This window comes from Kitasatospora sp. NPDC056446, assembly GCF_042796115.1.
Lineage (GTDB): Bacteria > Actinomycetota > Actinomycetes > Streptomycetales > Streptomycetaceae > Kitasatospora.
This window is the reverse complement of sequence record NZ_JBHTRF010000039.1, coordinates 56,932-81,085: the sequence shown is the minus strand read 5'-3', so window position 1 is coordinate 81,085 and position 24,154 is coordinate 56,932. Positions and strand designations below refer to the sequence as shown.

General features: G+C 74.9%; 21 protein-coding genes and 2 pseudogenes. 12 read left to right on the top strand and 11 right to left on the bottom strand.

The features are described from left to right. Nucleotides 1-42: 42 nt before the first annotated feature. The gene (locus ACFQ6N_RS23930) at nt 43-435 is read right to left on the bottom strand and encodes a ribonuclease (protein WP_380652486.1); all 393 of its coding nucleotides are present in this window, start codon (nt 433-435) and stop codon (nt 43-45) included. Nucleotides 436-728: 293 nt separating this feature from the next. Between ACFQ6N_RS23930 and ACFQ6N_RS23925 the strand changes: the two genes are divergently transcribed. Together ACFQ6N_RS23925 and ACFQ6N_RS23920 are read left to right on the top strand one after the other, a co-directional pair. Next, nucleotides 729-2,318 carry a carboxyl transferase domain-containing protein gene (locus tag ACFQ6N_RS23925; RefSeq protein WP_380652483.1) on the top strand — a complete coding sequence of 530 codons (1,590 nt, stop codon included), beginning with the start codon at nt 729-731 and terminating at the stop codon, nt 2,316-2,318. 509 nt (nt 2,319-2,827) lie between these two features. Further along, on the top strand, nt 2,828-3,202 hold the full coding sequence (locus tag ACFQ6N_RS23920) for a transglycosylase SLT domain-containing protein (protein ID WP_380652480.1): 375 nt from the start codon (nt 2,828-2,830) through the stop codon (nt 3,200-3,202). 242 nt (nt 3,203-3,444) lie between these two features. On the opposite strand, the gene ACFQ6N_RS23915 is transcribed toward ACFQ6N_RS23920, so the two are convergent. Next, nucleotides 3,445-3,912 (bottom strand): HD domain-containing protein, encoded by a 468-nt coding sequence (locus ACFQ6N_RS23915; protein WP_380652497.1) that lies wholly within the window; start codon nt 3,910-3,912, stop codon nt 3,445-3,447. A 235-nt stretch (nt 3,913-4,147) separates the two neighbouring features. Between ACFQ6N_RS23915 and ACFQ6N_RS23910 the strand changes: the two genes are divergently transcribed. After that, nucleotides 4,148-5,074, top strand: coding sequence for an AEC family transporter (locus ACFQ6N_RS23910; RefSeq protein ID WP_380652477.1), 927 nt, complete (start codon nt 4,148-4,150; stop codon nt 5,072-5,074). On the opposite strand, the gene ACFQ6N_RS23905 is transcribed toward ACFQ6N_RS23910, so the two are convergent. Further along, entirely contained in the window at nt 5,049-5,597 is a 549-nt protein-coding gene (locus tag ACFQ6N_RS23905; protein ID WP_380652474.1) for a MarR family winged helix-turn-helix transcriptional regulator, read from the bottom strand. The genes ACFQ6N_RS23910 and ACFQ6N_RS23905 overlap by 26 nt on opposite strands. Nucleotides 5,598-5,730: 133 nt before the next feature. On the opposite strand from ACFQ6N_RS23905, the gene ACFQ6N_RS23900 reads away from it, so the two are divergent. After that, nucleotides 5,731-6,600, top strand: a complete 870-nt coding sequence (locus ACFQ6N_RS23900) for an alpha/beta fold hydrolase (protein WP_380652471.1) — start codon at nt 5,731-5,733, stop codon at nt 6,598-6,600. Nucleotides 6,601-6,661: 61 nt separating this feature from the next. On the opposite strand, the pseudogene ACFQ6N_RS23895 reads toward ACFQ6N_RS23900, so the two are convergent. From ACFQ6N_RS23895 to ACFQ6N_RS23880, 4 genes and pseudogenes are all read right to left on the bottom strand, one after another. After that, nucleotides 6,662-6,892: pseudogene (locus ACFQ6N_RS23895) on the bottom strand (hypothetical protein); the annotation flags it as partial. Between the two features lie 14 nt (nt 6,893-6,906). Further along, nucleotides 6,907-8,028, bottom strand: coding sequence for a hypothetical protein (locus ACFQ6N_RS23890; protein WP_380652468.1), 1,122 nt, complete (start codon nt 8,026-8,028; stop codon nt 6,907-6,909). Nucleotides 8,029-8,421: 393 nt separating this feature from the next. After that, entirely contained in the window at nt 8,422-8,565 is a 144-nt protein-coding gene (locus tag ACFQ6N_RS23885) for a hypothetical protein (RefSeq protein WP_380652465.1), read from the bottom strand. Between the two features lie 388 nt (nt 8,566-8,953). Beyond that, complete coding sequence (locus ACFQ6N_RS23880; protein ID WP_380652462.1) at nt 8,954-9,217, bottom strand: dsRBD fold-containing protein; 264 nt, start codon at nt 9,215-9,217, stop codon at nt 8,954-8,956. A 294-nt stretch (nt 9,218-9,511) separates the two neighbouring features. Here ACFQ6N_RS23880 and ACFQ6N_RS23875 point away from each other — a divergent pair. Together ACFQ6N_RS23875 and ACFQ6N_RS23870 are read left to right on the top strand one after the other, a co-directional pair. Then, a pseudogene (locus tag ACFQ6N_RS23875) lies at nt 9,512-10,351 on the top strand (DMT family transporter); the annotation flags it as partial. Nucleotides 10,352-10,659: 308 nt separating this feature from the next. Further along, nucleotides 10,660-11,337 (top strand): DUF6629 family protein, encoded by a 678-nt coding sequence (locus ACFQ6N_RS23870; RefSeq protein ID WP_380652459.1) that lies wholly within the window; start codon nt 10,660-10,662, stop codon nt 11,335-11,337. Between the two features lie 68 nt (nt 11,338-11,405). On the opposite strand, the gene ACFQ6N_RS23865 is transcribed toward ACFQ6N_RS23870, so the two are convergent. Both ACFQ6N_RS23865 and ACFQ6N_RS23860 read right to left on the bottom strand, forming a co-directional pair. Beyond that, on the bottom strand, nt 11,406-12,788 hold the full coding sequence (locus tag ACFQ6N_RS23865) for an MFS transporter (protein ID WP_380652456.1): 1,383 nt from the start codon (nt 12,786-12,788) through the stop codon (nt 11,406-11,408). Further along, nucleotides 12,785-13,399: an ArsR/SmtB family transcription factor gene (locus tag ACFQ6N_RS23860; protein ID WP_380652453.1), complete on the bottom strand. Its 615-nt coding sequence runs from the start codon at nt 13,397-13,399 to the stop codon at nt 12,785-12,787. Before ACFQ6N_RS23860 ends, ACFQ6N_RS23865 begins: the two co-directional genes overlap by 4 nt. Before the next feature lie 354 nt (nt 13,400-13,753). On the opposite strand from ACFQ6N_RS23860, the gene ACFQ6N_RS23855 reads away from it, so the two are divergent. Continuing rightward, nucleotides 13,754-14,485: a sensor histidine kinase gene (locus tag ACFQ6N_RS23855; RefSeq protein ID WP_380652450.1), complete on the top strand. Its 732-nt coding sequence runs from the start codon at nt 13,754-13,756 to the stop codon at nt 14,483-14,485. A gap of 134 nt (nt 14,486-14,619) precedes the next feature. Next, on the top strand, nt 14,620-16,347 hold the full coding sequence (polX, locus tag ACFQ6N_RS23850; protein ID WP_380652447.1) for a DNA polymerase/3'-5' exonuclease PolX: 1,728 nt from the start codon (nt 14,620-14,622) through the stop codon (nt 16,345-16,347). A 179-nt stretch (nt 16,348-16,526) separates the two neighbouring features. Here polX and ACFQ6N_RS23845 read toward each other — a convergent pair whose 3' ends face one another. Next, nucleotides 16,527-17,405, bottom strand: coding sequence for a carbohydrate kinase family protein (locus tag ACFQ6N_RS23845; protein WP_380652444.1), 879 nt, complete (start codon nt 17,403-17,405; stop codon nt 16,527-16,529). Nucleotides 17,406-17,408: 3 nt separating this feature from the next. Further along, on the bottom strand, nt 17,409-18,350 hold the full coding sequence (locus tag ACFQ6N_RS23840) for a pseudouridine-5'-phosphate glycosidase (RefSeq protein WP_380652441.1): 942 nt from the start codon (nt 18,348-18,350) through the stop codon (nt 17,409-17,411). 147 nt (nt 18,351-18,497) lie between these two features. Between ACFQ6N_RS23840 and ACFQ6N_RS23835 the strand changes: the two genes are divergently transcribed. The 4 genes from ACFQ6N_RS23835 to ACFQ6N_RS23820 all read left to right on the top strand — a co-directional run bounded on the left by ACFQ6N_RS23835 (nt 18,498) and on the right by ACFQ6N_RS23820 (nt 24,042). Beyond that, the gene (locus tag ACFQ6N_RS23835; protein WP_380652438.1) at nt 18,498-19,400 is read left to right on the top strand and encodes a LysR family transcriptional regulator; all 903 of its coding nucleotides are present in this window, start codon (nt 18,498-18,500) and stop codon (nt 19,398-19,400) included. Between the two features lie 144 nt (nt 19,401-19,544). Next, nucleotides 19,545-21,209 (top strand): peptide-N4-asparagine amidase, encoded by a 1,665-nt coding sequence (locus ACFQ6N_RS23830; RefSeq protein ID WP_380652435.1) that lies wholly within the window; start codon nt 19,545-19,547, stop codon nt 21,207-21,209. A 429-nt stretch (nt 21,210-21,638) separates the two neighbouring features. Then, nucleotides 21,639-23,240 carry a purple acid phosphatase family protein gene (locus ACFQ6N_RS23825; protein ID WP_380652432.1) on the top strand — a complete coding sequence of 534 codons (1,602 nt, stop codon included), beginning with the start codon at nt 21,639-21,641 and terminating at the stop codon, nt 23,238-23,240. A 196-nt stretch (nt 23,241-23,436) separates the two neighbouring features. Then, entirely contained in the window at nt 23,437-24,042 is a 606-nt protein-coding gene (locus ACFQ6N_RS23820) for a hypothetical protein (RefSeq protein WP_380652429.1), read from the top strand. Nucleotides 24,043-24,154 lie beyond the last annotated feature (112 nt).

Below are 24,154 nucleotides of genomic sequence, written 5' to 3'. Positions count from 1 at the left end.
GCGCGAACGTGCGCGCCGGGGCCACCGCCGTACCGGGAAGGGTCAGCAGGTCTGGTCGACCAGGGAGAACGTGGCGTAGTGGTCGCCGGTGTAGTAGTCCTCCTGGGCGGCCTGGCCGGTCACGATCCGGCGGGCGCCGCGGGTCGGGGAGCCCGGGGTGATGACGGTGTACTCGTGGTAGTACCCGTAGGACTCGCTGGGCAGGACGTGCTCTCTGTTCTGGAAGACCACGCCGTCCTGGGAGTAGGGGAACGGTCCGTCGGACGCGATCAGGTTGAGGGTGTCGGTGGCCTCCGGCGGGAGGGTGGAGAGGCACACCGTGCCGCTCACCGTGGCGTGCGCTTCGGTGGCGACGGCGAGGGGCGCGAGGGTCATCAGGGCGACGGCGGTGACGGCGGCAGCGCGGGACTTCCACGCGCGTAGAGTGCGAGACATGTCCCCAGTGTGGCGAGACACCGTCAACTCCGGAAGCCCTCCGACAAAGTATTAACCGGCGAGTAACTACCCTTTACCAGCCGCGACTTGAGCCGTACCCCAGCCTCCGGACCGGCACTCCGGCGCCGTTCACGAACCGCCCGTACGACACAAGGGTCGACCGCCATCGAACTAGCGTCCAGGCCGTTCCGCCCCGCCCGCCGGATCTTCACCGGGCCTTCGCCGCACCCGGAGGCGCCGCATAGAGTGACGGATCGTGGCAGGCCGGAACGAGCTCTGACGGGGTGGACGACATGACGGCGAACGAGGACACCTCACCGACCGCACCCACTGCACCCACTGCATCCACCGCGCCGGCCCCGCGCACGGCTCCGCGAGCGGCACTCACCGCGCACCAGCTGATCGGCCTGCTGGTCGACCCCGGCAGCTTCCGCGGCTGGGACGAGCCGCCGGCCGGCCCGCCCGCCGACCCCGGCTACCGCGCCTCGCTCGACCGGGCCCGCGACCGGACCGGACTGGACGAGGCCGTGCTCACCGGCCTCGGCCTGGTCGACGGACGGCCGGTCGCGCTGATCGCCTCCGAGTTCGGCTTCCTCGGCGGCTCGATCGGCGTCGCGACCGCCGAGCGGATCACCCGGGCCGTCGAGCGCGCCACCGCCGAGCGGCTGCCGCTGCTCGCCCTGCCGGTCTCCGGCGGCACCCGCATGCAGGAGGGCTCGGCGGCCTTCCTCTGCATGCTGCGCATCACCGCGGCCGTCCAGACCCACCGCGCGGCGGGCCTCCCCTATCTCACCTATCTGCGCAACCCCACCATGGGCGGGGTCTTCGCCTCCTGGGGCACGCTCGGCCAGCTGGTCCTCGCCGAGCCGGGCGCCCGGCTCGGCTTCCTCGGCCCGCGCGTGTACGAGGAACTGCGGGGCGTGGAGCTGCCCCCGGACGTCCAGCGCGCCGAGACCCTGGCCGAGCACGGCCTGGTGGACGCCGTCGTGCCGCCGCAGGAGCTGCGCGAACTGGTCCGCCGCACGCTCGTCGTCCTCACCACGGCACCGCCGCCACCGCCCGCCACCGCCGCCCCTCACCCGGCCCCCGCGCCCACCCCGTCGCCCGCCCCCGCCCCCACCGACGCCTGGGACTCCGTCCTCCGCACCCGCCGCCCCGACCGCCCGGGCACCCGCGAGCTGCTGCGGCACACCGCCGAGGAACTGGTCCTGCTGGACGCCCCCGGCGGACGCGGCGGCGCGCTGGTCCGGGCACTCGCCGTGCTCGGCGGCCGGCCCGTCGTGGTCGTCGGCCAGCAGCGGCAGACCCCCGCACACGAGCGCCCCTTCACCGCCGCCGACCTGCGGGCCGTCCGGCGCACCGCGGGCCTGGCCGAGCAGCTCGGGCTGCCGCTGGTCACCGTGGTGGACACCGCCGGGGCCGAGCTGTCCGCCGAGGCCGAGCGGGACGGCATCGCGGTGGAGATCGCGCACTGCCTCACCACCCTGCTCGCGCTGCGCACGCCCGTCCTCGCGGTGCTGCTCGGCCAGGGCTCGGGCGGCGGCGCGCTCGCGCTGCTCCCGGCCGACCGGGTGCTCGCCGCCGGCCACGCCTGGCTGGCGCCGCTGCCCCCGGAGGGCGCCTCCGCGATCGTCCACCGGGACGGCGAGCACGCCGCCGAGCTGGCCCGGGCGCAGGGCATCGGGGCGCGGCACCTGGCCGAGGTCGGGCTGGTGGACGAGGTGGTCCCGGAGCTGCCGGACGCCGCCGACGAGCCGGAGGCGTTCTGCGCGCGGCTCGGGCAGGCGGTCGGCGCGGCGCTCGACGCCCTGGTGGCGGCCCCCGCGGCGGACCGGCTCGCGGCCCGGGCGGTGCGCCACCGGCGGCTGGGCGATCCGCGCTGACCGCCGCCGAGCGCGGGCGGTCCACCGGCACCCCGGGTGATGTGGCGCCGGTCTCACCGGCCGACTGATCGTCTGCACCCAAAGTGCTTCCGCCGGACCCCGCGGTGACGGCCGAGGCGGCCCAAACGGTGAGTGCGCTCACACGGATTCGGTGCCCACGACGCACGGTAGTAGACATCGCCGCACCACCGGGCACCGCCCCGCACCCCCGGTGTCCGCGCACGTCAGGGCGGGTCGGCGCACTCCGCACGACCGGCCCTTCGAATCCACGGCGTCGGCGCGCGTACGACTGCCCGTCGTAACGAGGGGGTCTTGGCGACCGCCGATCCCGTCTGCCAACAATGGCTCCGTCGTCAGCCGCACCGGCTCCTGTCCCGCCGGTGAACGGCTTACTGCCGGGTCACGCCCCGTGACCGTATCGGCCCCTGTCCGGCCGTGGTCCTGGACGGGGTGCGACCCGGCCCAACCTGATTGAGGTCCTGTTCTTCATGCCCGCTTTCAAGCTCCGTATGCGTACTTCGGCCGCGATCCTTGCCGGCGCCGCCGGTCTCACCGCCCTGGGCGCCGGCGTCCTGCCCGCCACCGCCAACGCCGCGACCGCCTCCCCGCAGGCCATCGCCGCCCAGATCGTCCCGGCGAACCAGCTGGCCTCGTTCAGCCAGATCATCGCCCACGAGTCCAGCTGGAACGTGACCGCGACCAACGCGAGCTCCGGCGCGTACGGCCTGGCCCAGGCGCTGCCGGGCTCCAAGATGGCCTCGGCCGGTGCGGACTGGCAGACCAACCCCAGCACCCAGATCAAGTGGGCCCTGGACTACATGAACTCCCGCTACGGCAGCCCGAACGCCGCCTGGGCCTTCTGGCAGAACCACCACTGGTACTAAGCCGGCCCCAACGGCCGACCGGTACCTTCCCGTCCCCTGACCACTCCCCCTCACCCCGGGGGCCGGACAGGGACCCCCGGGGTGCCCGAGAGGGCCCGGACCCGCGCGATCCGCGTGGTCCGGGCCCTCTCGTGGTGTCCGGGCACCCCGTGCCGGCACCCGTCCGGGCACTCCGTCCGGCACCCCGCCCGTGGCGCCCCCGGGCGGCCCGGCGCTTCCTCCGCGCCCGGCCGGTGGGCGCCCTACAGCACGTCCGTGAGCCCGAGCAGCTCGCGCATCCGCGCGTACTTGGCGGCGAGCCGCCCGGCGGTCGCCGGGTCCAGCACGGCCAGCCGGGCCGGGTCGGAGTTGTGGGCCAGGTCCGCGCGCTTGACCAGCAGCGCACCGGGTGTGGCCAGGATGCGCGCGGTGTACTCCTCGACCGGCTCCCCGGCGCGCTTGGTGAGCGCGTCCACGATCGCCTTGGTCTCCTCCGGCAGCGCCGCCGAGGCCAGCCACTCGCGGCTCAACCGGTCGTCCTCGACGGTGTCATGCAGCCAGCCGGCCGCGATCTGCGCCGCGCTGCCGCCGCGCGCGGCCGTCCCGTGCGCGACCGCGGCGATGTGCTCCCCGTACGGGTGGCCGTTCTTGTCCACCTGCCCCCGGTGGGCACCGCGCGCGATCGTCTCCACCTCGGACAGGGTCAGGTACTCGTGCCCGTCCTGCGCCATCGGCCCACCCCTCGGCTCGTCCACCGCCTCATCGTAGGCCCGTGGCAGGCCCGTACCAGAGGCCCGTGCCCGGACGCCCGTGCCCAGAGGCCCGTGATCGACGCGTCGGGGGCCCACTGGTTTACTGCCCCGGGGGTTTTTCACGGCTTCGCGGGTCCACCGGCCCTGGTGTCGGTGCCCCTGGCGGGCGACCCCCGCCGCACCCGGCAGGCACGTCCGAGCGATCCGAGGAACCATGCCATCCCTGCATCCGCTGCTGTCCGGCTTCGCCCCCATCTGGGCGCTCACCGGGGTCGGTTACGTCGTCGGCCGGAGCAAGCTGCTCGGGCCGCACGCCGAGGCGGTGCTCAACCGGTTCGTCTTCCACGTGGCGATGCCGGCCTCGCTCTTCCTGATGATCGCGCGCACCCCGCTGGGACGGTTCGCCAACCCTTCGATGCTCGCCTTCGCCGCCGGCACCGTCGTCGCGATCGGCCTCGGACTGCTCGCCGGCCGGGTGCTGTTCCGGCGCAAGCCCGGTGAACTCGCCATCGGGGCGATGGCCTCGGGGTACGTCAACTCCGCCAACCTGGGCATCCCCGTGGCCGTGCAGGTCATCGGCGACGCCTCCTTCGTGGCGCCCGTGGTGCTGTTCCAGATCCTGCTGGTCACCCCCGCCGTCCTCGCCGTCCTGGACGGCGGCGCGGCCGGGCGCCGGGCCCTGCTGACGCTGCCGGTGCGCAACCCGATCCTGCTCGCCACCGCGCTCGGCGCCGTCGTCTCCGCCGCGGGCGTGCACCTGCCCGCCGAGCTGAACCGTTCCTGTGAACTGCTCGGCGGCGCCGGCGTGCCGACCGCCCTGATAGCCCTCGGCATCTCCCTGCACAACCGCCCGCCGGCCGACGGCCGTTCGCGCCGCGCCGAGGTCGGACTGACCGTCGCGATCAAGACCCTGGTCCAGCCGCTCGTCGCCCTCGCCGTGGCCGGCCCGCTGCTGCACCTGCCCGCGCACCAGCTGCTCACCGTCGTCCTGTTCTCCGCGCTCCCCACCGCGCAGAACGTGTACACCTACGCGCGCGAGTACGGGCAGGGCACGGTCCTCGCCCGGGACGTGGTGCTCTGGTCGACACTGGCCTCGATGGCGACCCTGTCGGTGGTCAGCTGGACCCTCGGGCCGGCGTAGCGCCCCCGGCCCCTCCGGCCCCTCCGGCCTGGCCGTCCTGGCCGTCCTGTGGGACCCGCCCCTCCTGCCCGGCCTGCCTGGCGGTGGCCACCACCTCGGCCATGGCCTCCAGGAAGCGCCCGGCAACGGCGAGTTCCCCCGGGTCGAACCTCCCCATCGCCGCGACGAGATCGCCGATCAGCCCGCCGAAGAACCCCTGTCCCAGCTCCATCGCCCGCTCCTCCACGAGCAGCCGCACCCTGCGCCGGTCCTGCGGGTCGCGCTCGCGGCGGATCAGACCGAGCCGCTCCAGCCGGTCCACCAGGCCGGTAGTACCGGCCGAGTTCAGGTGCAGCGCGGCGCCGAGCCGGCCGGGGGTGACCACCTCCCCGGCCCGGGCGGCGTCCAGCAGATGGATCAGTGCCCGCAGATCGGTCGGGTGCAGACCGCTGCGGGAGGCGAACTCGGCCCCGAACAGGTCGAGTTCGACCGTCAGCCCGCGCAGCAGATGGACCAGCCGCATGGGCTCCTCGACCTCGGACACCCTGTCGTCCTTCCTCGGGTAGGGATGTGCCAGTATTCTCTCGTTCAGCGAGAGACTTGCTTGGCAAGATACTTGCTCGGCGAGTGGTTCAGCCGATTCGGCACGCCATCAGACCACACCGCGGAGGCCCTCGATGTTGTCCGCCCGCACCGCCCCCTTCCTCGCCGCCTACGACGCCCTGCTGGCCCGGTGGCCCGTCCCCGTCGAAGCCCTCACCGTCCGCACCGCCCACGGCACCACCCGGATCAACGCCTGCGGCCCCCGCGACGGACGCCCCCTCGTCCTCCTCCACGGCGGCGGCGCCACCTCCACCATGTGGTTCGCCAACGCCGCCGCCTGGGCCGGGGCCGGACACCGCGTCCTCGCCGTCGACCTCATCGGCGATCCGGGGCGCAGCGTCCACGACGGCGCCGCACTCGACGGCGTCCCCGGACTGCTCGGCTGGCTGGGCGCCGTCCTCGACGGGCTCGGCGTCCCCGAAGCCGACCTCTGCGGCCACTCCTACGGCGGCTGGATCGCCCTGGAGTACGCCCTGCACGCCCCCGCAGGGGTCGGCCGGCTCGCCCTGCTCGACCCCACCCAGTGCTTCGCCGGCTTCCGCCCCGGCTACCTGCTGCGGGCCCTCCCCCTCTTCCTCCCCGGCCGCCCCCCGGCCCGGGCCCGCGCCTACCTCGACTGGGAGACCGGCGGCGGCCCCCGGCTCGACCCCGACTGGCGCGAGCTCTACGCCCTCGGCTACGCCGACTTCCCCGCCTCCCGCGTGGTCACCGGCCCCCGCCCCGCGCCCGACCGCCTCCGCGCCCTCACCACCCCCGTGCTCGCCCTCTTCGCCGCTGGGAGCCGCACCCACGCCCCCGCCCGGGTCGCCGGTACCGCCCGCCACGCCCTCCCCGCCGCCGAGGTCGCCGTCCTCCCGGACGTCTCGCACCACGCCCTGCCGATGGCCGCCGCCCCCGAGGTCAACCAACGCGTCCTCGACTTCCTCGCCACCGCCCGGAGCTGAACTCCCCCGCCCGGCGCGGCGCGAGAAGTCGGCCCACCCGACTTCTCGCGCCGTGGAGCCGCTACCGGAGCGGTCCCCGCTCGTCGACGAACACGGTGGGCTCCGAGAGGAAGACCTCGACGGTCACCGGGCCGTAGGCGACATCGAAGGTGTCCAGCCAGTACGACCGGTCCCGCGTCCCCGCCGCGCTGCTGAACCGGTAGTCGAGCCGCCGGCGGACCCACTGCCCGGGAACGAGGCGCACGGCCGGGGGACGCCGCGACCGGGGCCGCACGGCGACCAGCGGCCGCACCGGCCCGGCCCCGGTCAACCGGTCGTCGCCCACTGGTGGGCGGTGCCCTGGTGGACGGCGGCGTAGATGCGGTCCCGCAGCAGGTTGGCGTCGTGGTCGGTGAGGGTACGGCCCAGGTCCCGCAGGACCACCTTGACCAGGACGTTCTTCTGGTCCGGACGGGCGCCGAGGCGTTCCAGGGCCCGGGGCGGGAGTTCCGCGCAGGGCGTCTCGGCGAGGATCCCGACCGTCTCCACGCAGTCGGCGTCGGCTCCCAGCGCGTCGCGGACCCGGTCACCGAGGTCCTCGGCCAGGTCGTCGCGGTCGACGGCGACGGAGAGGTCCCGGCGGATCGCCGGCATGGCGGACACCGGCCGGTAGGGGGCCAGGTCGGTCATCTGGGCGGCCACGGCCGGCTCGACCGAGCGCAGCGTACGGATGTCCGGGATCCCCTTGAGCAGCATCAGCATCCGGTCGAGCCCCATGCCGAGCGCGAGGCCGCTCCACGAGGCGTCCAGGCCGGCCCGCTCCAGCACCCTCGGGTGCGCCAGACCGCACTCCGCCACCTCGATCCACTCGCCGTCGCGCTCCACGTCCACCTGGCGGCCGGAGAGGGTGTAGGGGTGGACGCGGTCCTCCTGTCGGTGCTCCGCGCCGGGCAGCAGCCCCTCGACGAGTGTCACGACCATCTCGTCCAGGTCGGCCACGGTCATCGCGGAGGGGCGACGGGTGACCCGCCACAGGTCGAGCTGGTGGGGAGTGCCGGTGTGCAGGCGGTCGATGCTGTCACGGCGGTAGACCAGTCCGGGGCAGACCAGGAGCACGTCGTCGGCCGGGTCCGCGGCCAGCTCACGCAACGCGGCCGGGACCAGCGCGCTGGAGTGGCTGCGCAGCATGCTCCGGTCGTCGGTGTAGCGGGTGTACCGGGCGTCGCGGGTGATGTCGTCGGACCGGTAGCCGAGGTTGTCGTAGTTGTCCTCGACGGTGACGGTGCGCTCCCCGCGGCACCAGCGGACCTCGCACCCCCACCGGCTCGCCAGCGCGTCGACCGCGCGGCCGAGGACGAGTTGGAGGGCGTGCGGCCCGGCGGCCGGATCGGTGAGGTCCCGGGTGGACAGGTCACGGGCGAGCTGTTCGACGGAAAGGTGAGCGGGCATGTCGGCCTCCTGGCCACGAGCGGTGAAGGGGTTCCGGAAACCCCCCAGCCCCTGGGCCTGGCCGCACGGTGGGCTCAGCCTGCTCAGCTCTGGAGACGTGGCGAGGTCCGACCCCTGCGGCGCCCTTCGGGGGCCAGGGGGCCGGTAAATCGGCGCACGAGCGCTACGACGGCCACATCGGGACTATAGCCCGCGCCCGACCCCCGGCTCCTGCCGTTTCCGCGATACAGACCGCCGGTTCGGCGCCCGGGCGGACGGCGCGGCCTGCGGGGGCGCAGCGGAACCACAGCGGAGGCACAGCGGAAGCACAGCGGAGAGGGCCCTGCCGACAACGGCCGGCAGGGCCCTTCCCATGACCGGACACCGCTCCGTTCCAGCACGGGTGGAGGCGTCTCACTCGGTGTCGGTGCCCACCGGGACCTCGTCCTCCCGGATGATGATGTGCTCCTCGCCTTCGATCTTGATCTCGGTGCCCGCGTACTTGCCGGACGGAGTCCCGCCCTCGGCGGACGCCGTCACCTTGCTGTCCTCGGCCATGTCTCCTCCTTCCGGTCGACACGGTGCCGACCCGCACCGATCCTGCCATGACCCACCGTCACCAGGCCATCACACCCGACCGCCCGGACAGGCCCATTCGGCTTCAACCGGTCGACACCGCAAGGCACTTGATGTGACATCAAAAAATTGGAGAAGGCGATTCACCGCCGCAGGACCCCGTGCCCTCGCCGACGACGACCGGGCGAATCCGCCCGCCCGTACGCGGCACGGCAGTAGGGCGCCGGGCCGGGACCGACGGGGGAGCCGCCGAGCGCGCCTTCGCGGACGCCACCCGCCGCGCGTGCGGGGTCGGGCGCCTGGCGACCGCGCAGCCACAGGCAGCCCGCGCCCCGGTAGGGCCGGGTGGGCCCGGTGGGAACTGCGGGCGTCAGTAGATCAGGTAGCCCGGGCGGTGCCCTTCGTCGTCGATCTCCCCGGCGGCCTGGACCCGCAGCTTGCGGGACAGCGCCTCCAGGGCGCGGGAGGCCGCGACCTCCTCGCCGATCCTGGCGAGCGGACGGTCGTCGGCGCTCTTCACGGACTCGCCGCGCGCGCTCAGGCCCGGCGCCCTCGCGCCCGTCAACCTGGCGTCGCACGCCGTGTGCACGCCGTCCTCGTCGAATGTCAGCTCCACGTCCCACTGGTTGTGCATGCCACACCTCCTGGCGCCGGCCCCCGTCGCCGCCTGTCCGGACCGGCCCGGACGGTGCCCGTGGCGGTCGCTCACACCAGCGTGCGCCTGCCCCGCCGGTACCGGCAAGCGCGGCCCACCACGGCGGCTGCCCGGCGACGGCGCCGGCGCGGCCCGCCCGCCGCCCGCGCCCGATCGGCCCGATCGGCCCGCTCGTCGCCCCGGCGGTACGCTGGCGGAAGCGGGCCGCGACCGCCGCCCCTCCTCGGATCCGTCGGCGCGGCGCGGGCAGCGACACAACCTGGTGGTCCCTCCGTGGCGGTCTTCCTCCTCGCCCTCAGTGCGGCCTGCTGTCTGGGGCTCGGCTTCGTCCTCCAGCAGCACGCGGCGCAGAGTGCCCCCCGTGCCGATCTGCTGCGTTGGCGGCTGCTGCTCGACCTGATGCGGATGCCCCAGTGGCTGCTCGGCACCGGGTTCATGGTCAGCGGACTGATCCTCTCGGCGTTCGCACTCAACCAGGGCGAGGTGTCCCTGGTGGAACCGCTGCTGGCCACCAACCTGCTGTTCGCCATGGCGCTGGCCCGGGTGCTGACCCGTCAGACCCTGGGCCGTTCCGGCTGGGCCGGGGTGCTGCTGCTCGGCCTCGGGGTGACGGCCTTCATCGTCGCCGGGAAGCCGACGGGCGGTGGGGCGCCCGCCGGGGAGCTGCGGCACTGGCTGGTGGTCGGCACGGTCGTCGGGCTGGTCGTGCTGCTGGTCTCGCTGGCCCGCCGGCTGCCGCTGTTCGAGGAGGCGACCCTGCTGGCGCTGGCCGCCGGACTGCTCTACGGCCTCCAGGACGCGCTCACCCGGACCACCACCCAGCGACTCGACCACGAGGGGCTGTCGGCCGTGCTGCGCAGCTGGCAACCGTACGCGGTGGTGGTGGCCGGGGTGGTCGGACTGCTGCTGGTGCAGAGCGCCTTCGAGGCCGCGCCGCTGCGGATGTCCCTGCCGGCGCTGACCGCCGCCCAGCCGCTGTCCGGGATCGCCTGCGCGGTCGGCTTCCTCGGCGACCGGCTGCGGGTCACCCCGGGGGCGCTGGCCTGGCAGTCGGCCGGGCTGCTGGCCATCGTGGTGGGGGTGGTCGTGATCGGCCGCCACCCGGCGATGCCCGGCACCGTCCGCGACACCCTGGAGAGCGTCGGCGCCCTACCGGAGGACGACGCCGAGGAGACGTCCGAGGAGACGTCCGAGGAGACGTCCCAGGAGACATCCGAGAGCGGGGCCGAGGGCACGTCCGAGGCCCGACCGGCGGGTGGCCCCGACGGCCGACCCGACGGACCCGAGGACCGACCCGACGGCGGACCCGACGGCGGACCCGACAACCGACCCGACAACCGACCCGACGGCCGCGAGCGCCCCGGTGAGCGACCCGGCGGCGGCTCCTCCGGCGGTCCCGGGGCTTCCGGCTAGGGGCCCCGATGTGCTGGAGCGCGCAGGCGGACGCCGTGGCCGGTGGGGTGGTCGCGGCCGTCGGCGTGGCGTGCCTGGTCCGCGCCCACCGGTCGGGCAACCCTCAGCGGTTACCGCTCGCCGCGCTCCCCCTGGTGCTGGGCCTGCACCAGCTGATCGAGGCGCTGGTCTGGCTCGGCACGGACGGCGGGCTCACCGCCGGCCTCGCCGGGGCGGCCCGCACCGCCTGGGCTGTGATCGCGCTTCCGCTGCTGCCCGTCCTGGTCCCGGCCGCGGTGTGGTGCGCGACGGTCGGCCCCCGTCGGCGCGTACTCGCGGGCCTCACCCTGCTGGGCGCGGCCGTCGCCGTCCCGCTCGCCGCCGCCGTCGCCGCCCGCCCGGTGACGGCCACCGTGCACGGCCACACCCTCGGCTACGCCGTCGGCATCCCGCACCCGGCGCTCCTCCTGAGCGGCTACCTCCTCGCCACCGTCGGTTGCCTCCTCGCGAGCGGCGACCGGCTGCTCCGCCGCCTCGGCCTCCTCACTGCCGTGGGCGCCCTCGCCTGCGCGCTGCTCTGGCGCCTGGCCTTCGTCTCGACCTGGTGTGCCCTGGCCGCCCTGGCCAGTCTGCTGCTCCTCCATTGGGCGGGCAGCCCTCCCGTCGGCGATGCCGCCGACGACCGGATCGCCCGACATGCCCGGTGAACGACGTGCCCGGTGAACAACCGGCCCGGCAACCGACCGGCCCGGTAGCCGACCGTGGCGACCGCCGCTCACCGGTGTGCCGGAACCGGCTCCGGCACGGCGTCCGCGTCCCCTGGTGGTCCCTGCTCGACGGCCGCGCTCTCCCCCCTGGCCCGGTGGCGGTCCATCTCCCGCCACTCCGGGCGGAGCCCGGCCAGGGTGGTGGTGGCGAAGTAGAGCGCGCCGGCCACGAGCAGGCTGGGTATCAGCCCGATCAGGGCGACCGACGCCCCGGCGACCAGGCCGCCGAGCGGGATGCCCGCCCAGGCGAGGGAGTCGCCGAGGGCGTGGACCCGGCCGAGCAGGTGGCGGGGCACCCGCTCGAAGAGCACCGCGCCGAGGATCGGATTGAGGAAGCCGGAGCCGAAGCCGCCGATCGCGAAGACCGTGAGCACCGCCCACATCGGCGCGCCGAGGGCGAGCACCAGGAAGCGGGGTGCGCCGCACAGCAGGAACCCGACGAAGAAGACCGTCCGCCGGGGCAGGCGGGAGGCGACGGCCGCCGCGATCAGGCTGCCGACGACGGCCGTGGCGCCCATGGTGCCGGCGGTCAGGCCGATGGCGGCCGGGCCGTTGCCGGACTCCCGCGCCCACACCGGGACGAGGACCGTCACGAAGGCGGCGTCGAGCAGATTGGTGATGCCCACCATCACGATCACGGTGAGCAGCAGCGGCTCGGACCGCAGGAAGGCGAAGCCCTCCCGGAACATCCGCCAGTAGCCGCCGGACCCCGCTGCCTCGTCGGCCTCCGCCGACGGTGCCGCGACCGCCCCGGGCAACGGCGCCGCCGCCGGGCGCCCCATCCCCCGCGGCAGCGCGAGGGCGATGATCAGCGAGCCGAGCGCGAAGGTGGCCGCGTTGACCGCCAGACCGGCGAGCGGCCCGAGCAGTGCGACCAGCCCGCCGCCGACCGCCGGGCCGATCGTGGAGGCCAGCCGCTCGGTGACGCCGGACAACCCGGTGGCGCGCTCCATTGGCACCCGGGCGTGGTCGGCCGCCTCGGGGACCATGACCGACTTGGCCAGGTCCCCCGGGCCGCGCATCGCACCGATCACCGCGACCATCACCAGCAGCGCCCAGAACGGGAGCAGCCCCCGCGCGTGCAGCAGCGGCACCAGCCCGGCCGCGACGGCGCTGACGGCGTCCGTCGTCCAGGACACCACCCGTGGCCCCAGCCGGTCGACCACCGGCCCGGTCAGCGCCTTGACCAGCACGTACGGCGCCATCTCGGCGAAGGCGACCAGGCCCGTCATGGTGGCGCTGCCGGTGGTCGCCAGGACGAACCAGGGCAGGGCGATGGCCGAGACCCTGGTCCCGGTCACGGAGACGGCCGTGGCCGTCAGCACCCCGGCCAGCGGCCGGAAGCTGCGGACCGGCGGGGCGGCGGCTGCGGAGCCGGTGGTCCTGGTCATGCGGGCCCCTCCTCGGCGGTGGTCTTCGGGTGCGGCAGGACGTGGACGATGACGGAGACCTGCTCGGTGCCCTCCGGGACCGGCCCGGCGGCGCCGATCCGGCGGTAGCGCGCCGTCACGGCGGACAGCTCGCCCGCCAGTTGCTCGGCCTCGGCAGGCGTGAGCTGGAGGATCAGGTCGCTCATGTCCGTCACCCGGCGCCACTCGCGCGGCATGGTCTCGAAGGCGTCGAGCGTGCGCTGGCCGGTCAGGGTGTGCGCGGCCAGGACGGAGCGCAGGAAGCCGACGGCCGTGTCCGGCTCCTCGTCGGCCATGTCGTCCCCCGTCCAGACCGTGAGCCGGTGCGCCGAACGCCACCATCGCTCACGGGCGTTGCCGCGCTCCCGGTCCTCCTCGACGAAGCCCGCGGCGGCGAGCTGGCGCAGGTGGTAGCTGGTGGCCCCGGAGTTGAGCCCCAGCTGCTCGGCGAGCCGCGTCGCGGTGGACGGGCCGTGCTTGCGCAGCAGCCCGACCAACTGCATGCGCACGGGGTGCGCCATCGCCCGCATGCCCTTGGCGGTGATGGCGATGTGCGGGTCGTCGCTGTGCTTCCAGCCGCTGTCCTCGGTCATGGCAGGAGCGTAGACCGCACAGAGTTCTTTGCAAAGGGTTTTTTGCGAAGGACTCTGTGTGGTCCGCCGGGCACCCGCTCCCCGCACGGTCGGGGCCGACCCGCCGGAGCGACCACCCGGGCCGACCACCCGGGCCGACCCGCCGGAGCGACCACCGGGCCCGCACGGGCTGCCCCGCCGGTCGGCGGGGGCCCGACCGGCCGCTCGGCGGGGGCCGTCGCCGGGTTCCCGCCCGGGGCGGGATTGTCACCCGGGCGGGTGAGGCGCAGGCTGGCAGGTGGGCCGGGGAATCGGCCCGTCCCGGTCGGCCGCGGAACCGATGACGGCCGCCGGTGAGCACGAGGGGCAGGGCGGATGACACGCTTGAGGCTCTGGGGCTACGTCGCGTCGGGGGCCCGGGCACTGGCCGCGTTCGGCGGCGCGGGCGGCACCGGCCGCAGGAGCGGGCCCGCACGCGCGGGCGGGCTCGCCGTCTCCGAGACCGAGGAGGGCCTCGGCCAGGTCCCGTCCGGCGCGATGGCCGCGCCCAGGGCGCTCGACCGCACGGAGCTGGAGCGCCTGCGCTGGACGGGCCGACAGGCCGGCTGCGAACCGATGGCCCGGCACGTCCAGGTGGCCGACGTGGTCCGCCGGGTGCTGCGCGGCGGTGACCGCTCGGCGGCCGTCGCGGTCCGGCTGGCGCCCGGGCTGCCGGTGGTGGCCGGGGACGCCCGCCGGTTGGAGGCGGCCCTCTCCGGGCTGGTCGATCACGCGATCCGGCGCAGCCCTCCGGGCGGCCTGGTGCTGGTCCGGGCCGTGGTGGCGGGCGCCGTGTCCCCCCGGCGGCCGTCCGGCCGGGAGGCCGCGGGGGACGGTGCCCGGAGGCGTGGCCGGGAGCCCGGCCGGGTGGAGATCCGAATATCGGACCGGGGCTCCCACCAGCCGCCCGAGGCACGCCAGTGGCTGCTCGCCGGCGTGCGCGCCGACGGCCCGGTGGGACCCGCCCTGCACAGCCTGGTCCTCGCGGCGGGCGGCCGCCTCGCGGTCGAGTCCACCCCCGGCGGGGGGCTGACCGTGGTGCTGCTGCTCACGGTCGCCTACGACTGACGGCACTCCCGCACGGAACCCGGCCGAGAACGGCAGAGAACGACAAAGGGCGACAAAGAACGACAGAGGACCGCAGAGGGCGGCAGAACCCCGCAGACCCGGCGAACCCGCCCCACCGAACCTAGACTTGCCCCATGCCCCGGCTCAACGACCAGGTCAGGGGGCTGCTCCAGGAGTACGCCGACCTGATCAACATCACCGGCGGGGACGCCTTCCGGGCCCGCGCCTACGAGAAGGCCGCCCGCGCCGTCGGCGGCCACCCCGGGGACCTCGCCGGGCTGGACGTCAAGGGCCTGCAGCAGATCCCCGGGGTCGGCAGGTCCACCGCCGGGAAGATCGCCGAGTTCCTCTCCTCCGGCCGGATCACCGCCCTGGAGGAGCTGCGCGCCGAGATCCCGGCCGGTGTGCGGGAGATGACGGCCGTCCCCGGCGTCGGCCCGAAGCGCGCCCTCTCCCTCTACCGCGACCTCGGCATCGCCTCGGTGGACGAACTGGCCGAGGCGGTCCGCGCCGACCGGCTGGCCGGCCTGGCCGGTTTCGGCGAGCGCAGCGGCGAGAAGATCCTGCACGGCATCGAGCTGCTGCGGCAGTCCGGCGGCCGGATCCTGCTGGACACCGCCACCGGGCTGGCCGACCAGCTGGTCGCCGCGCTCTCCGCCGTCCCCGGCTGCACCCGCTGCGCGTACGCCGGCTCGCTGCGCCGGATGCGCGAGACGGTGGGCGACATCGACGTGCTCGCGACCGCCGAGGACTCCGGCCCGCTGACGGCCGCGCTCACCGGACTCCCGTACGTGGCCGAGGTGATCACGAGCGGGCCGACCAAGACCTCGGTCCGCACCGAGCAGGGCGTCCAGGTGGACCTGCGGGTCGTCCCGGAGGAGGACTGGGGTGCGGCTCTGGTCTACTTCACCGGCTCCAAGGCGCACAACATCAGGCTGCGCACGATGGCCGTGCGGGCCGGGCTGAAGCTCTCCGAGTACGGGCTGTTCACGGTGGACGGCGGCGCCAAGGTGGTCTCGGGGACCGAGGACGAGGTGTACGCGGCGCTCGGCCTGCCGTGGATCGCACCGCCGCTGCGCGAGGACCGGGGCGAGGTCGAGGCCGCCCTGGAGGGCGGACTGCCGGACCTGGTGCAGGAGTCCGACCTGCGCGGCGACCTGCACACGCACACCGACCTGACCGACGGGCTGGCCACCCTGGAGGAGATGGTCGACGCCGCGGCCGCCCGCGGCTACTCCTACGTCGCCGTCACCGACCACGCGCCGGACCTGGTCATGCAGCGGATGACCGACGAGAAGATGCTCGCCCAGCGCGAGCAGGTCCGCCGACTCACCGACCGGCACCGGAAGTTGCGGCTGCTGCACGGCACCGAGCTGAACATCGGTCCGGACGGCGGGGTGGACTGGCCGCCGGAGTTCCTGGCCGGCTTCGACGTCTGCGTGGCCTCCGTGCACTCGCACTTCGGCCTCGACCGGGCCGCTCAGACGCGTCGGCTGGTCCGCGCCTGCGAGAACCCGTACGTGCACGTCATCGGTCATCTCACCACCCGCCGGATCGGCAGCCGGGGTCCGATCGACGTCGACCTGGACGCGGTGTTCGAGGCCGCCGCGCGGACCGGCACGGCGATCGAGATCAACAGTTCCCCGCAGCGGCTCGACCTGCGCGACGAGGACGTGCTGCGGGCCCGGCGCCACGGCGTCCGGTTCAGCATCGACAGCGACGCCCACGCCGTCCCGCAGCTCGGCTACCCGCGCTTCGGCGTCGGCACGGCGCAGCGCGGCTGGCTCACCGCCGAGGACGTGGTCAACACCTGGACGTGGCAACGGCTGAAGCGCTTCCTCCGCAAGGACGCGCTGCGCTGACGCCGGCCCCGGGCGCTCCCGCCCGCGCGAGGCCCCGCACCGGAAGCCTCACTCACGAAGCCCCGCGCACGAAGGGCCCACGCACGAAGGGCCCGGGGCCTCCGCACGCGCGGAGGCCCCGGGCCCCCGGCCCGCGCGCCGGACGGCCCAGCCCACACCGGGGCCGTCCGGCCGGGCCGTCACCCCTCGCCGCAGGAAGCCCCCGGCGAGGCCAGCACCCGGGCCGCGCTGCGGTGCCCGAGCCCGGCGGCGAGCCGCAGGTCCCCGGTGTCCAGGAATCCGGCCAGGAACCCCGCCGCGAAGGCGTCCCCGGCCCCGGTGAGGTCGCGCACCTCCGCGACCGGCGGCACCGGCACCGTGAAGAGCCCCTCGCCGGGCACGTCGACGGTGGTCGCCTCGGCGCCGGACTTGGTGACCACCGTGGTGGCCGCCAGCCGGGCGCGTTCCGGCCCGGGCAGGCCGTCCACCAGCAGCCCGAGGAAGGCGGACTCGGAGCGGTTGGCGAACACGAAGGTGGGCGCCAGCTCGGCCAGCAGGGCCAGGAAGCGCTCGCGCCCGTACTGCTCCAGCATCCCGGTCGAGGAGGCGTCCACCGAGGTGGTGCCGCCCGCCTGCCGGACCCGGGCGAGCGCGTCCACCGCCGTGGCGCCGACCGGCTCGCCGTCGAAGGAGTAGGCCGGCACGTGCAGGTGGGTCAGGCCCGCCAGCCAGCCGTCCGGGACGCGTTCCAGCAGTGTCGCGGCGCCCCGGTCGGGCAGCATGGTGCGCTCGCCGTCCTGGTCGATCAGCACCACGATGCTGCCGGTGCGCCCGCGCCGGGAGACCCGTACGTCCACGCCGTGGCCGCCGAGTTCGGCGACCACGCCGTCCCCGGCCGCGTCCTCGCCGACGCAGCCGAGGAAGCGGGCCGGGTACTGGCCGGCGGCGAAGCGGGCGACGTTGGCCGCGCTGCCGCCGCGTCGCCGGAAGACCCGGGCGCTGGAGTCGGTGCCGTGCCGCAGCGGGCCGTCGACCCAGACCACGATGTCCTCGACCAGGTCGCCGAGCACCCCCAGCACGGCTCAGGCCCCGGTCGTGGCGGCGGCGAGGGCGGTGGCGATCTCACCGCCGAGGCGGACGTTGCCCCGGTAGACCTCGATGTTGACGTCCAGGCTGCGCCCCTGGGTGTCGCGCTGGATGTGGTCGAGCAGGAAGGGGGTGGAGGCGTTGCCGGTGACGCCCTGCCGCTCGGCCTCGGCCCAGGCGCGGGCCAGGATGCCGTCGAGCTCCTCCGGCGGCAGCTGCTTGGCCGGGTCGACCGGGTTGGCGATCAGGACGGCCTGCGGCAGGTCGAGCCGGTCGCGGGAGTCGATGACCCGGGCGGCCTCCTCGGGCGACTCCACGCTGAAGTTGATCTCGTGGCCGGAGTCGGTGACGTAGAAGCCGGGGTACTTGCGGGTGCGGTAGCCGATGACCGGGATGTTGAAGGTCTCGAAGCGCTCCAGGGTGGCCCGGATGTCGAGGATCGACTTCACGCCGGCGCTGATCACGGTGACCGGGGTGGCGGCCAGGGTGGTCATGTCGGCCGACTCGTCGAAGCTCTCGGAGGCGCCGAAGTGCACGCCGCCGAGGCCCCCGGTGGAGAAGACCCGGATGCCCGCGCGGTGGGCGAGGAAGGCGGTGGCGGCGACGGTGGTGCCGCCGTGCCGGCCGAGCGCGGCGACCACCGGCAGGTCGCGCAGGCTGACCTTGTCCAGGCCGTCGATGGCGGACAGTTCGGTGATCTGCTCGGTGCTCAGGCCGACCGTGGGCACCCCGGCGTGCACGCCGATGGTCGCCGGGACGACGCCCGCCTCCCGCAGCTGCTTCTCCGCCTCCAGCGCGACGGCCAGGTTCCGGGGCCGCGGCAGCCCGTGGGTGAAGATGGTCGACTCCAGGGCGACCACGGGACGGCCGTCGGCGAGGGCCTGCGCGACCTCCTCGGCGACGTGGATGGCGGAGGCGCTGGGGGGCAGTCCGGTCATGATGCGAACTCTCTGTGAGATGCCACTGCGATGGGGCAACGTGCTGCTCAGCGTATGGACGGTTCGCATCGGAATCCAGAATGAGTCCTGGGGTTTCCGATAGCTCCGTGCCTATTGGTTCGTCCACCCTTCGTCTACCCTGACCACATGGCTCTCACCCTGCGTCAGCTGGAGGTCTTCCTGACCGTCGCCGAGACGCTGCACTTCGGACGGGCCGCCGAGCGGCTGCACATCTCACAGCCGACGGTCAGCCAGGAGGTCGCCCGGCTGGAGCGGACGGTGGGCGTCGAACTGTTCGACCGCAGCCGCCGCTCGGTCGCGCTCACCGAGGCCGGCGAGGTGATGGCCACCGAGAGCGCGCGGCTGCTCGGCCAGGCCGAGTCGCTGCTGACCCGGGTCCGGCTGCACGAGGAGTCGCGGCTGGGCACGGCCCGGATCGTCGCCTCGCCGAGCGTGGCGAACCGGCTGCTGCCCGCCGTGGTCAGCCGGGCCGAGCAGGAGCTGCCCGCGCTCGACACCGCCGAACTCGCCGTGGACACCGGCCAGGTCTCCGCCACCCTGGCCGCCGAACTCGCCGACATCGGGCTCGGCCGCTTCCTGGACGAGGTGCCCGGCTACCGGCTGGAGCGGATCGCCGACGAGCCGGTGCTGGTCGCGCTCGGCCGGGACCACCCGCTGGCCCGCCGCACCAGCCTGCGCCTGGCCGAACTGCGCGACCTGCCGCTGCTGTTGTGGCCGCGCGAGCAGCACCCCCGCTACTACGACCACGTGCTCGGCCTCTGCACCGAGCACGGCGTGGACCCGCCGGTCCTGGTCAGCCCGCCGCGGATCGTCGGCTCCCGGCTCTACCTGCTCGCCCGCAACCGCGCCTTCTCCCTGGTGCCCGGCTCGATGACCGGCCACCTCACCGAGGACGTGGCCACCGTACGGCTGGAGGGCCGGGCCACCCTGCCGCTGGAGATGCAGTGGCGGCTCGACGACCGCCGGCCCCGGCTGGCGGCCCTGCGCGACCTCATCCGGCAGGAGGCGGCGGCGCTGGCGGCACCCTGACGGGCGCACGGCCGGGCCGTCCGGGTTCCGGCACCACAGGGGCCGGGCCCGCCCTTGACGCTGGCATGCCACCCCCGGAAGGATGCCGGATCATCCCTCCGGCCCGCGGCAGCGCCACGGGCCGCCCGACCCCGGGGATCCGCCTTGGCCCTGCGCCCGCTGCTCCGCCGCGCCGCCGGTCTGCTCGGTGCCGCCGTACTCACCCTGGCCGGCACCCTCACCGCCGCCGGCCCCGCCCACGCCGACTTCGGCACCGACTACCACGACCCGGTCACCGCCACCAAGCCCCTCACCCGCCCGGACACCCGCGCCTGCACCGTCGAGGCGATGCACGCGCGCGAGTTCCGCAACGGCTACGGCAACCCGCCCGACACCCCGTACACCGCCGCCCTCACCCCGCCCGCCGACTGCGCCGGCCCCTGGTCGGCCGTGGTCCTGGACCTCCACGGGCAGGTCGCCGGGCGGCAGTTCGACCGGATCTTCAGCGTCCGCGTCGGCGGCGTCCAGGTCCTGCTCTCCTCCACCCCCGAGCCGTCCAAGGACGGCATCGAGTGGAACGTCGAGCACGACGTCACCCGCTACGCCCCGCTGTTCGCGGCCGGCCCGCAGGACTTCTCCTTCGACCTCGCCAACGTCACCGACGCCACCTACACCGGCGTCTTCACGATCAGCGCGAGCCTGACCTTCTACACCGCGGACACCCACTGGCCCGCCGCCCGGACCGCCGACCGGCTGCTCACCACCGGGCCGTTCGCCCTCACCCAGGCCGCCCCCTCCGCCGGGCGCGAACTCACCTTCCCGCAGAACCTCGAACGGCTCACCGCCGAGGTCTACGCCCGGGGCGGCGGCGCCTGCGAGGAGTTCGCGTACGCCTCCGCACCCGACGCCTTCGCCGCCGCCAACCCGGGCACCGGCATCTGCGGCAAGGGCCCGTTCCGCGAGCTGCGGCTCACCGTGGACGGCCGGGTCGCCGGCGCGGTCTGGCCGTACCCGGTGATCTACACCGGCGGCTGGGACCCGCTGCTCTGGCGGCCCGTCCCCGGCGTGTTCGCCTTCGACCTGCCCGCCTACCGGCTCGACCTCACCCCGTACGCCGGCCTGCTCCTCGACGGCCGCCCGCACACCGTCGGCGTCACGGTGAACGCGGCCGAGGCCCAGAGCAACGACGTCTGGACCGGCCAGGTCAACCTGTTCGCCGAGGTCGACCACGGCACCGCCCGCACCACCGGGCAGCTCACCGACTACCGGGTCGCCCCCGAGGCCTCCGTCGACACCGCCCTCACCGACCACGGCGCCGGCAGCGGCGACTGGACGGTCACCGCCGCCCGGCACGACCTCGCCCGGGGCTGGGTGCAGACCTCGCACGGCCGGATCACCACCGAGGTCCGCGACGACCTCGCCTTCCGCTCCGGCCAGCGACTGCGCGACAGCGGCAACGACCTGGCACTGCACAACCGCACCGACCTCACCCGCACCACCGCGACCTGGGGCGGCGGGCCGCGCCGCACCACCACCGTCCACGAGGGCGAACCGCTGGACGTCGGCTACCGGGTGAGCCACGACGCGGCCGGCAACACCGACCAGCGCACCGCCATGGACCTCGGCTACCACCGCGAGGCCACCACGGCGACCGGCGGCCGCGTCACCGAGCGCTCCACCGTCGACCACACCCTGCGCCCGACCGCCCAGCGCCACGACGGCGACCGCGCCGTCCGCACCGGCAGCAGCAGCGAGGACTACCGCAGCACCGGGCCCGAGGGGCCGTACCACCGGAAGCTGGACTTCGTGGACGGGTGGCCGCGGCCCTGAGACCGGCCCCGGCGGACAACCCGCGCACCCACTGGACGAAATGCCCGAATTCATGGCGTTCGACCCTGGTGTACGCGGCGTAGGAGGCGCATGATGGGAGGTGGACCTGCGAGGTAGCTGAAGGAAGTTCGACCGCAGGAGGCAGTGGCGACAGGTCGAGACGGATCAGGGTCTGCCGCTGGTTCTCTACCTCGGTCGACGATCGAACTACCGGCCGGAGGACGCCAAGTCCGGAGGCCACCCCCACCTCGTAGGTTCCGCGCGTCCACGGAGCATCCCCTCGACTCCGTGGACGCGCAGTCCACCCGGGCCGCCGCCGTCCGCGACGGCCCCTTCTCGCGCGCCCGCTCCCGTGCGCCCCGCGCGCGCCGGGAAAGTTCACGCCCCGGCTCCGGCGCGGTTCACCCGCCGTACGGTGGGCTGGCCGCCATGAACGCTTCCAGTGGACGCCTCCCCGTCAGCCGTCGCGGACTCCTGGCCGGCGCCTCCGGCCTGGGCCTCGGCGGCGCCGTGTCCCTCTCCGGCCTCCCCGCCGCCCCCGCCGCCGCGGCCCCGTCCTCCCCGCCGTCCCCACTGCTGTGGCAGCGGCCCGGCCGCTCCGGCGCCCCGCGGGTGGCCGGCCTGCACCTCCAGTTCGGCGCGGACGCCTCGCGCGAGGTGGTGGTGTCCTGGCACACCACCCGCTCCGTCGGCAACCCCCGGGTGACGTACGGGACGTCCAACGGCGGCTTCGGCCGGACCGCGCAGGCCGCGACCCGCACCTACCGGGACGCCGCCTCCGGCACCGAGGTCCAGGTGCACCACGCCCGGCTGAGCGGCCTGCACCCCGACACGGACTACGTCTACGCCGCCGTCCACGACGGCGCCACCCCCGAACTCGGCACCGTCCGCACCGCCCCGCGCGGCCGGTCCGCCTTCACCTTCACCAGCTTCGGCGACCAGGGCACCCCCACCCTCGGCAAGAAGACCACCAACGGCTACGTCAACGACAACCTCGGCAGCCCCGCCGCCGGCGACACCACCGCCGGGGTCGAGCGGATCGCCCCGCTGTTCCACCTGCTCAACGGCGACCTCTGCTACGCCAACATCGCCACCGACCGGGTCCGCACCTGGTCCGACTGGTTCGAGAACAACACCCGCTCCGCCCGCCACCGCCCCTGGATGCCCGCCGCCGGCAACCACGAGAACGAGAAGGGCAACGGCCCGATCGGCTACGGCGCCTACCAGACCTACTTCGACCTCCCGGACTCCGGCTCGGACGACGAACTGCACGGCCTCTGGTACTCGTTCACCGCCGGATCGGTGCGTGTGATCAGCCTCAACAACGACGACGTCGCCCTCCAGGACGCCGGCAACTCCTATGTCCACGGCTACTCCGGCGGAGCCCAGCAGCGCTGGCTGGAGCGGGAGTTGGCCGCGGCCGACGCGGACCCGGGAATCGACTGGATCGTGGTCTGCATGCACCAGGTGGTGATCTCCACCGCCGACAAGTTCAACGGCGCCGACCTCGGCGTACGCGAGGCCTGGGTACCGCTGTTCGACAAGTACGGCGTGGACCTGGTGGTCTGCGGCCACGAGCACCACTACGAGCGCTCGCACCCCATCCGCGGCCAGCAGCCGACCGACACCCGCACCCCGGTCCCGGTCTCCACCGACACCCGCACCATCGACACCACCAAGGGCACCGTCCACATGGTGATCGGCGGCGGCGGCACCTCCGCCCCGTCCAACCAGCTCTTCTTCGACCCGCCGAAGGCCCGCGTCATCACCGGCGTCGGCGCCGTCGACCCGGCCACCGGCAAGCGCCCGCCGGTGTACGTCATCGAGGACGCCCCCTGGTCCGCGTTCCGCGACGCCCGGAACCCGTACGGCTTCGCATCCTTCGACGTCGACCCGGGCCGGCGCGGCGGGCAGACCACCATCGACGTCACCTACTACTCCGTCAGCGGCCCGTACGGCGACCTCGTCGCCGTCGACCGCTTCACCCTCACCCGCCCGCGCGGCGCCCGAGGCGGCGGCCGGGACCGCTGACCCTTCCCCCGAAACTCTCCACAGGGCCCGATGCCCACCCGGCCTGGCCCACCAGCTCTCCCGGGGGAGTCCGGGCTCCTCCCCCGGGGTGAGCCGGCCGCCGTCGACTCCCCTCCGCAGCGGGAGGTGCGCCCGGCCCGCCCGGAGCAGACTCATTGCCATCGGAAGGACCGCCCCCGCAGGAGGACGAACCAGCATGAACCGCCGCACCGCCACCGCCGCAGCCGCGCTCCTGCTGCTCGCCGCGACCACGGTCGCCACCGCGTCACCGGCCACCGCCGGAGCGCCCGCCACCGCCACGGCTCCGGTCACCGCCACGACCGCGACCGCACCGTCCGCACCGGCAGCAGGCGCGGACGGCCCCGGGCCGGTCAGCCTGCGCGGCACCGGTGACACCGTGCTCACCGCCGGGTTCGGCGGCTTCGCGGGCGACCGGGTCCGGATCTCGGTCGACGCCGGCGCCGGCACCGGCACGGACCCGGGCAGCACCCGGGGCCGCTTCCACGTCCGCCACATGCACACCGACGGCCGACTGGTCGCCGATTTCGAGGGGGACATCACCTGTCTGGCCGTCGGCGGCCGGGAGGCGATCGCCACCGGCGTGATCACCAAGGGTGAGGCCCCGTGGTTCCCGGGCCTGGAGGTGGTCGGCCAGAAGGTCTCGGTGTCGGTCGAGGACAACGGGCGGCACAGGGACCGGCTCGGCTGGGTCTGGGGCGCGCTGGGCCAACCGGTGGCGGACTGCCAGGGCACGGTACCGTTCATCCGCACGACCGGTGGCGACTTCACCGTGCGCGGCTGACCCCGCCCGACCAGGCCCTTCCGGGGCTCTCCGGAGCCGGGCCGAGCCGGGCCGGGCACCGCCGCCCGGGTGCTGCCCCGCCCCCCGGCCGCTGCCCAGCCGCGCGCCCGGA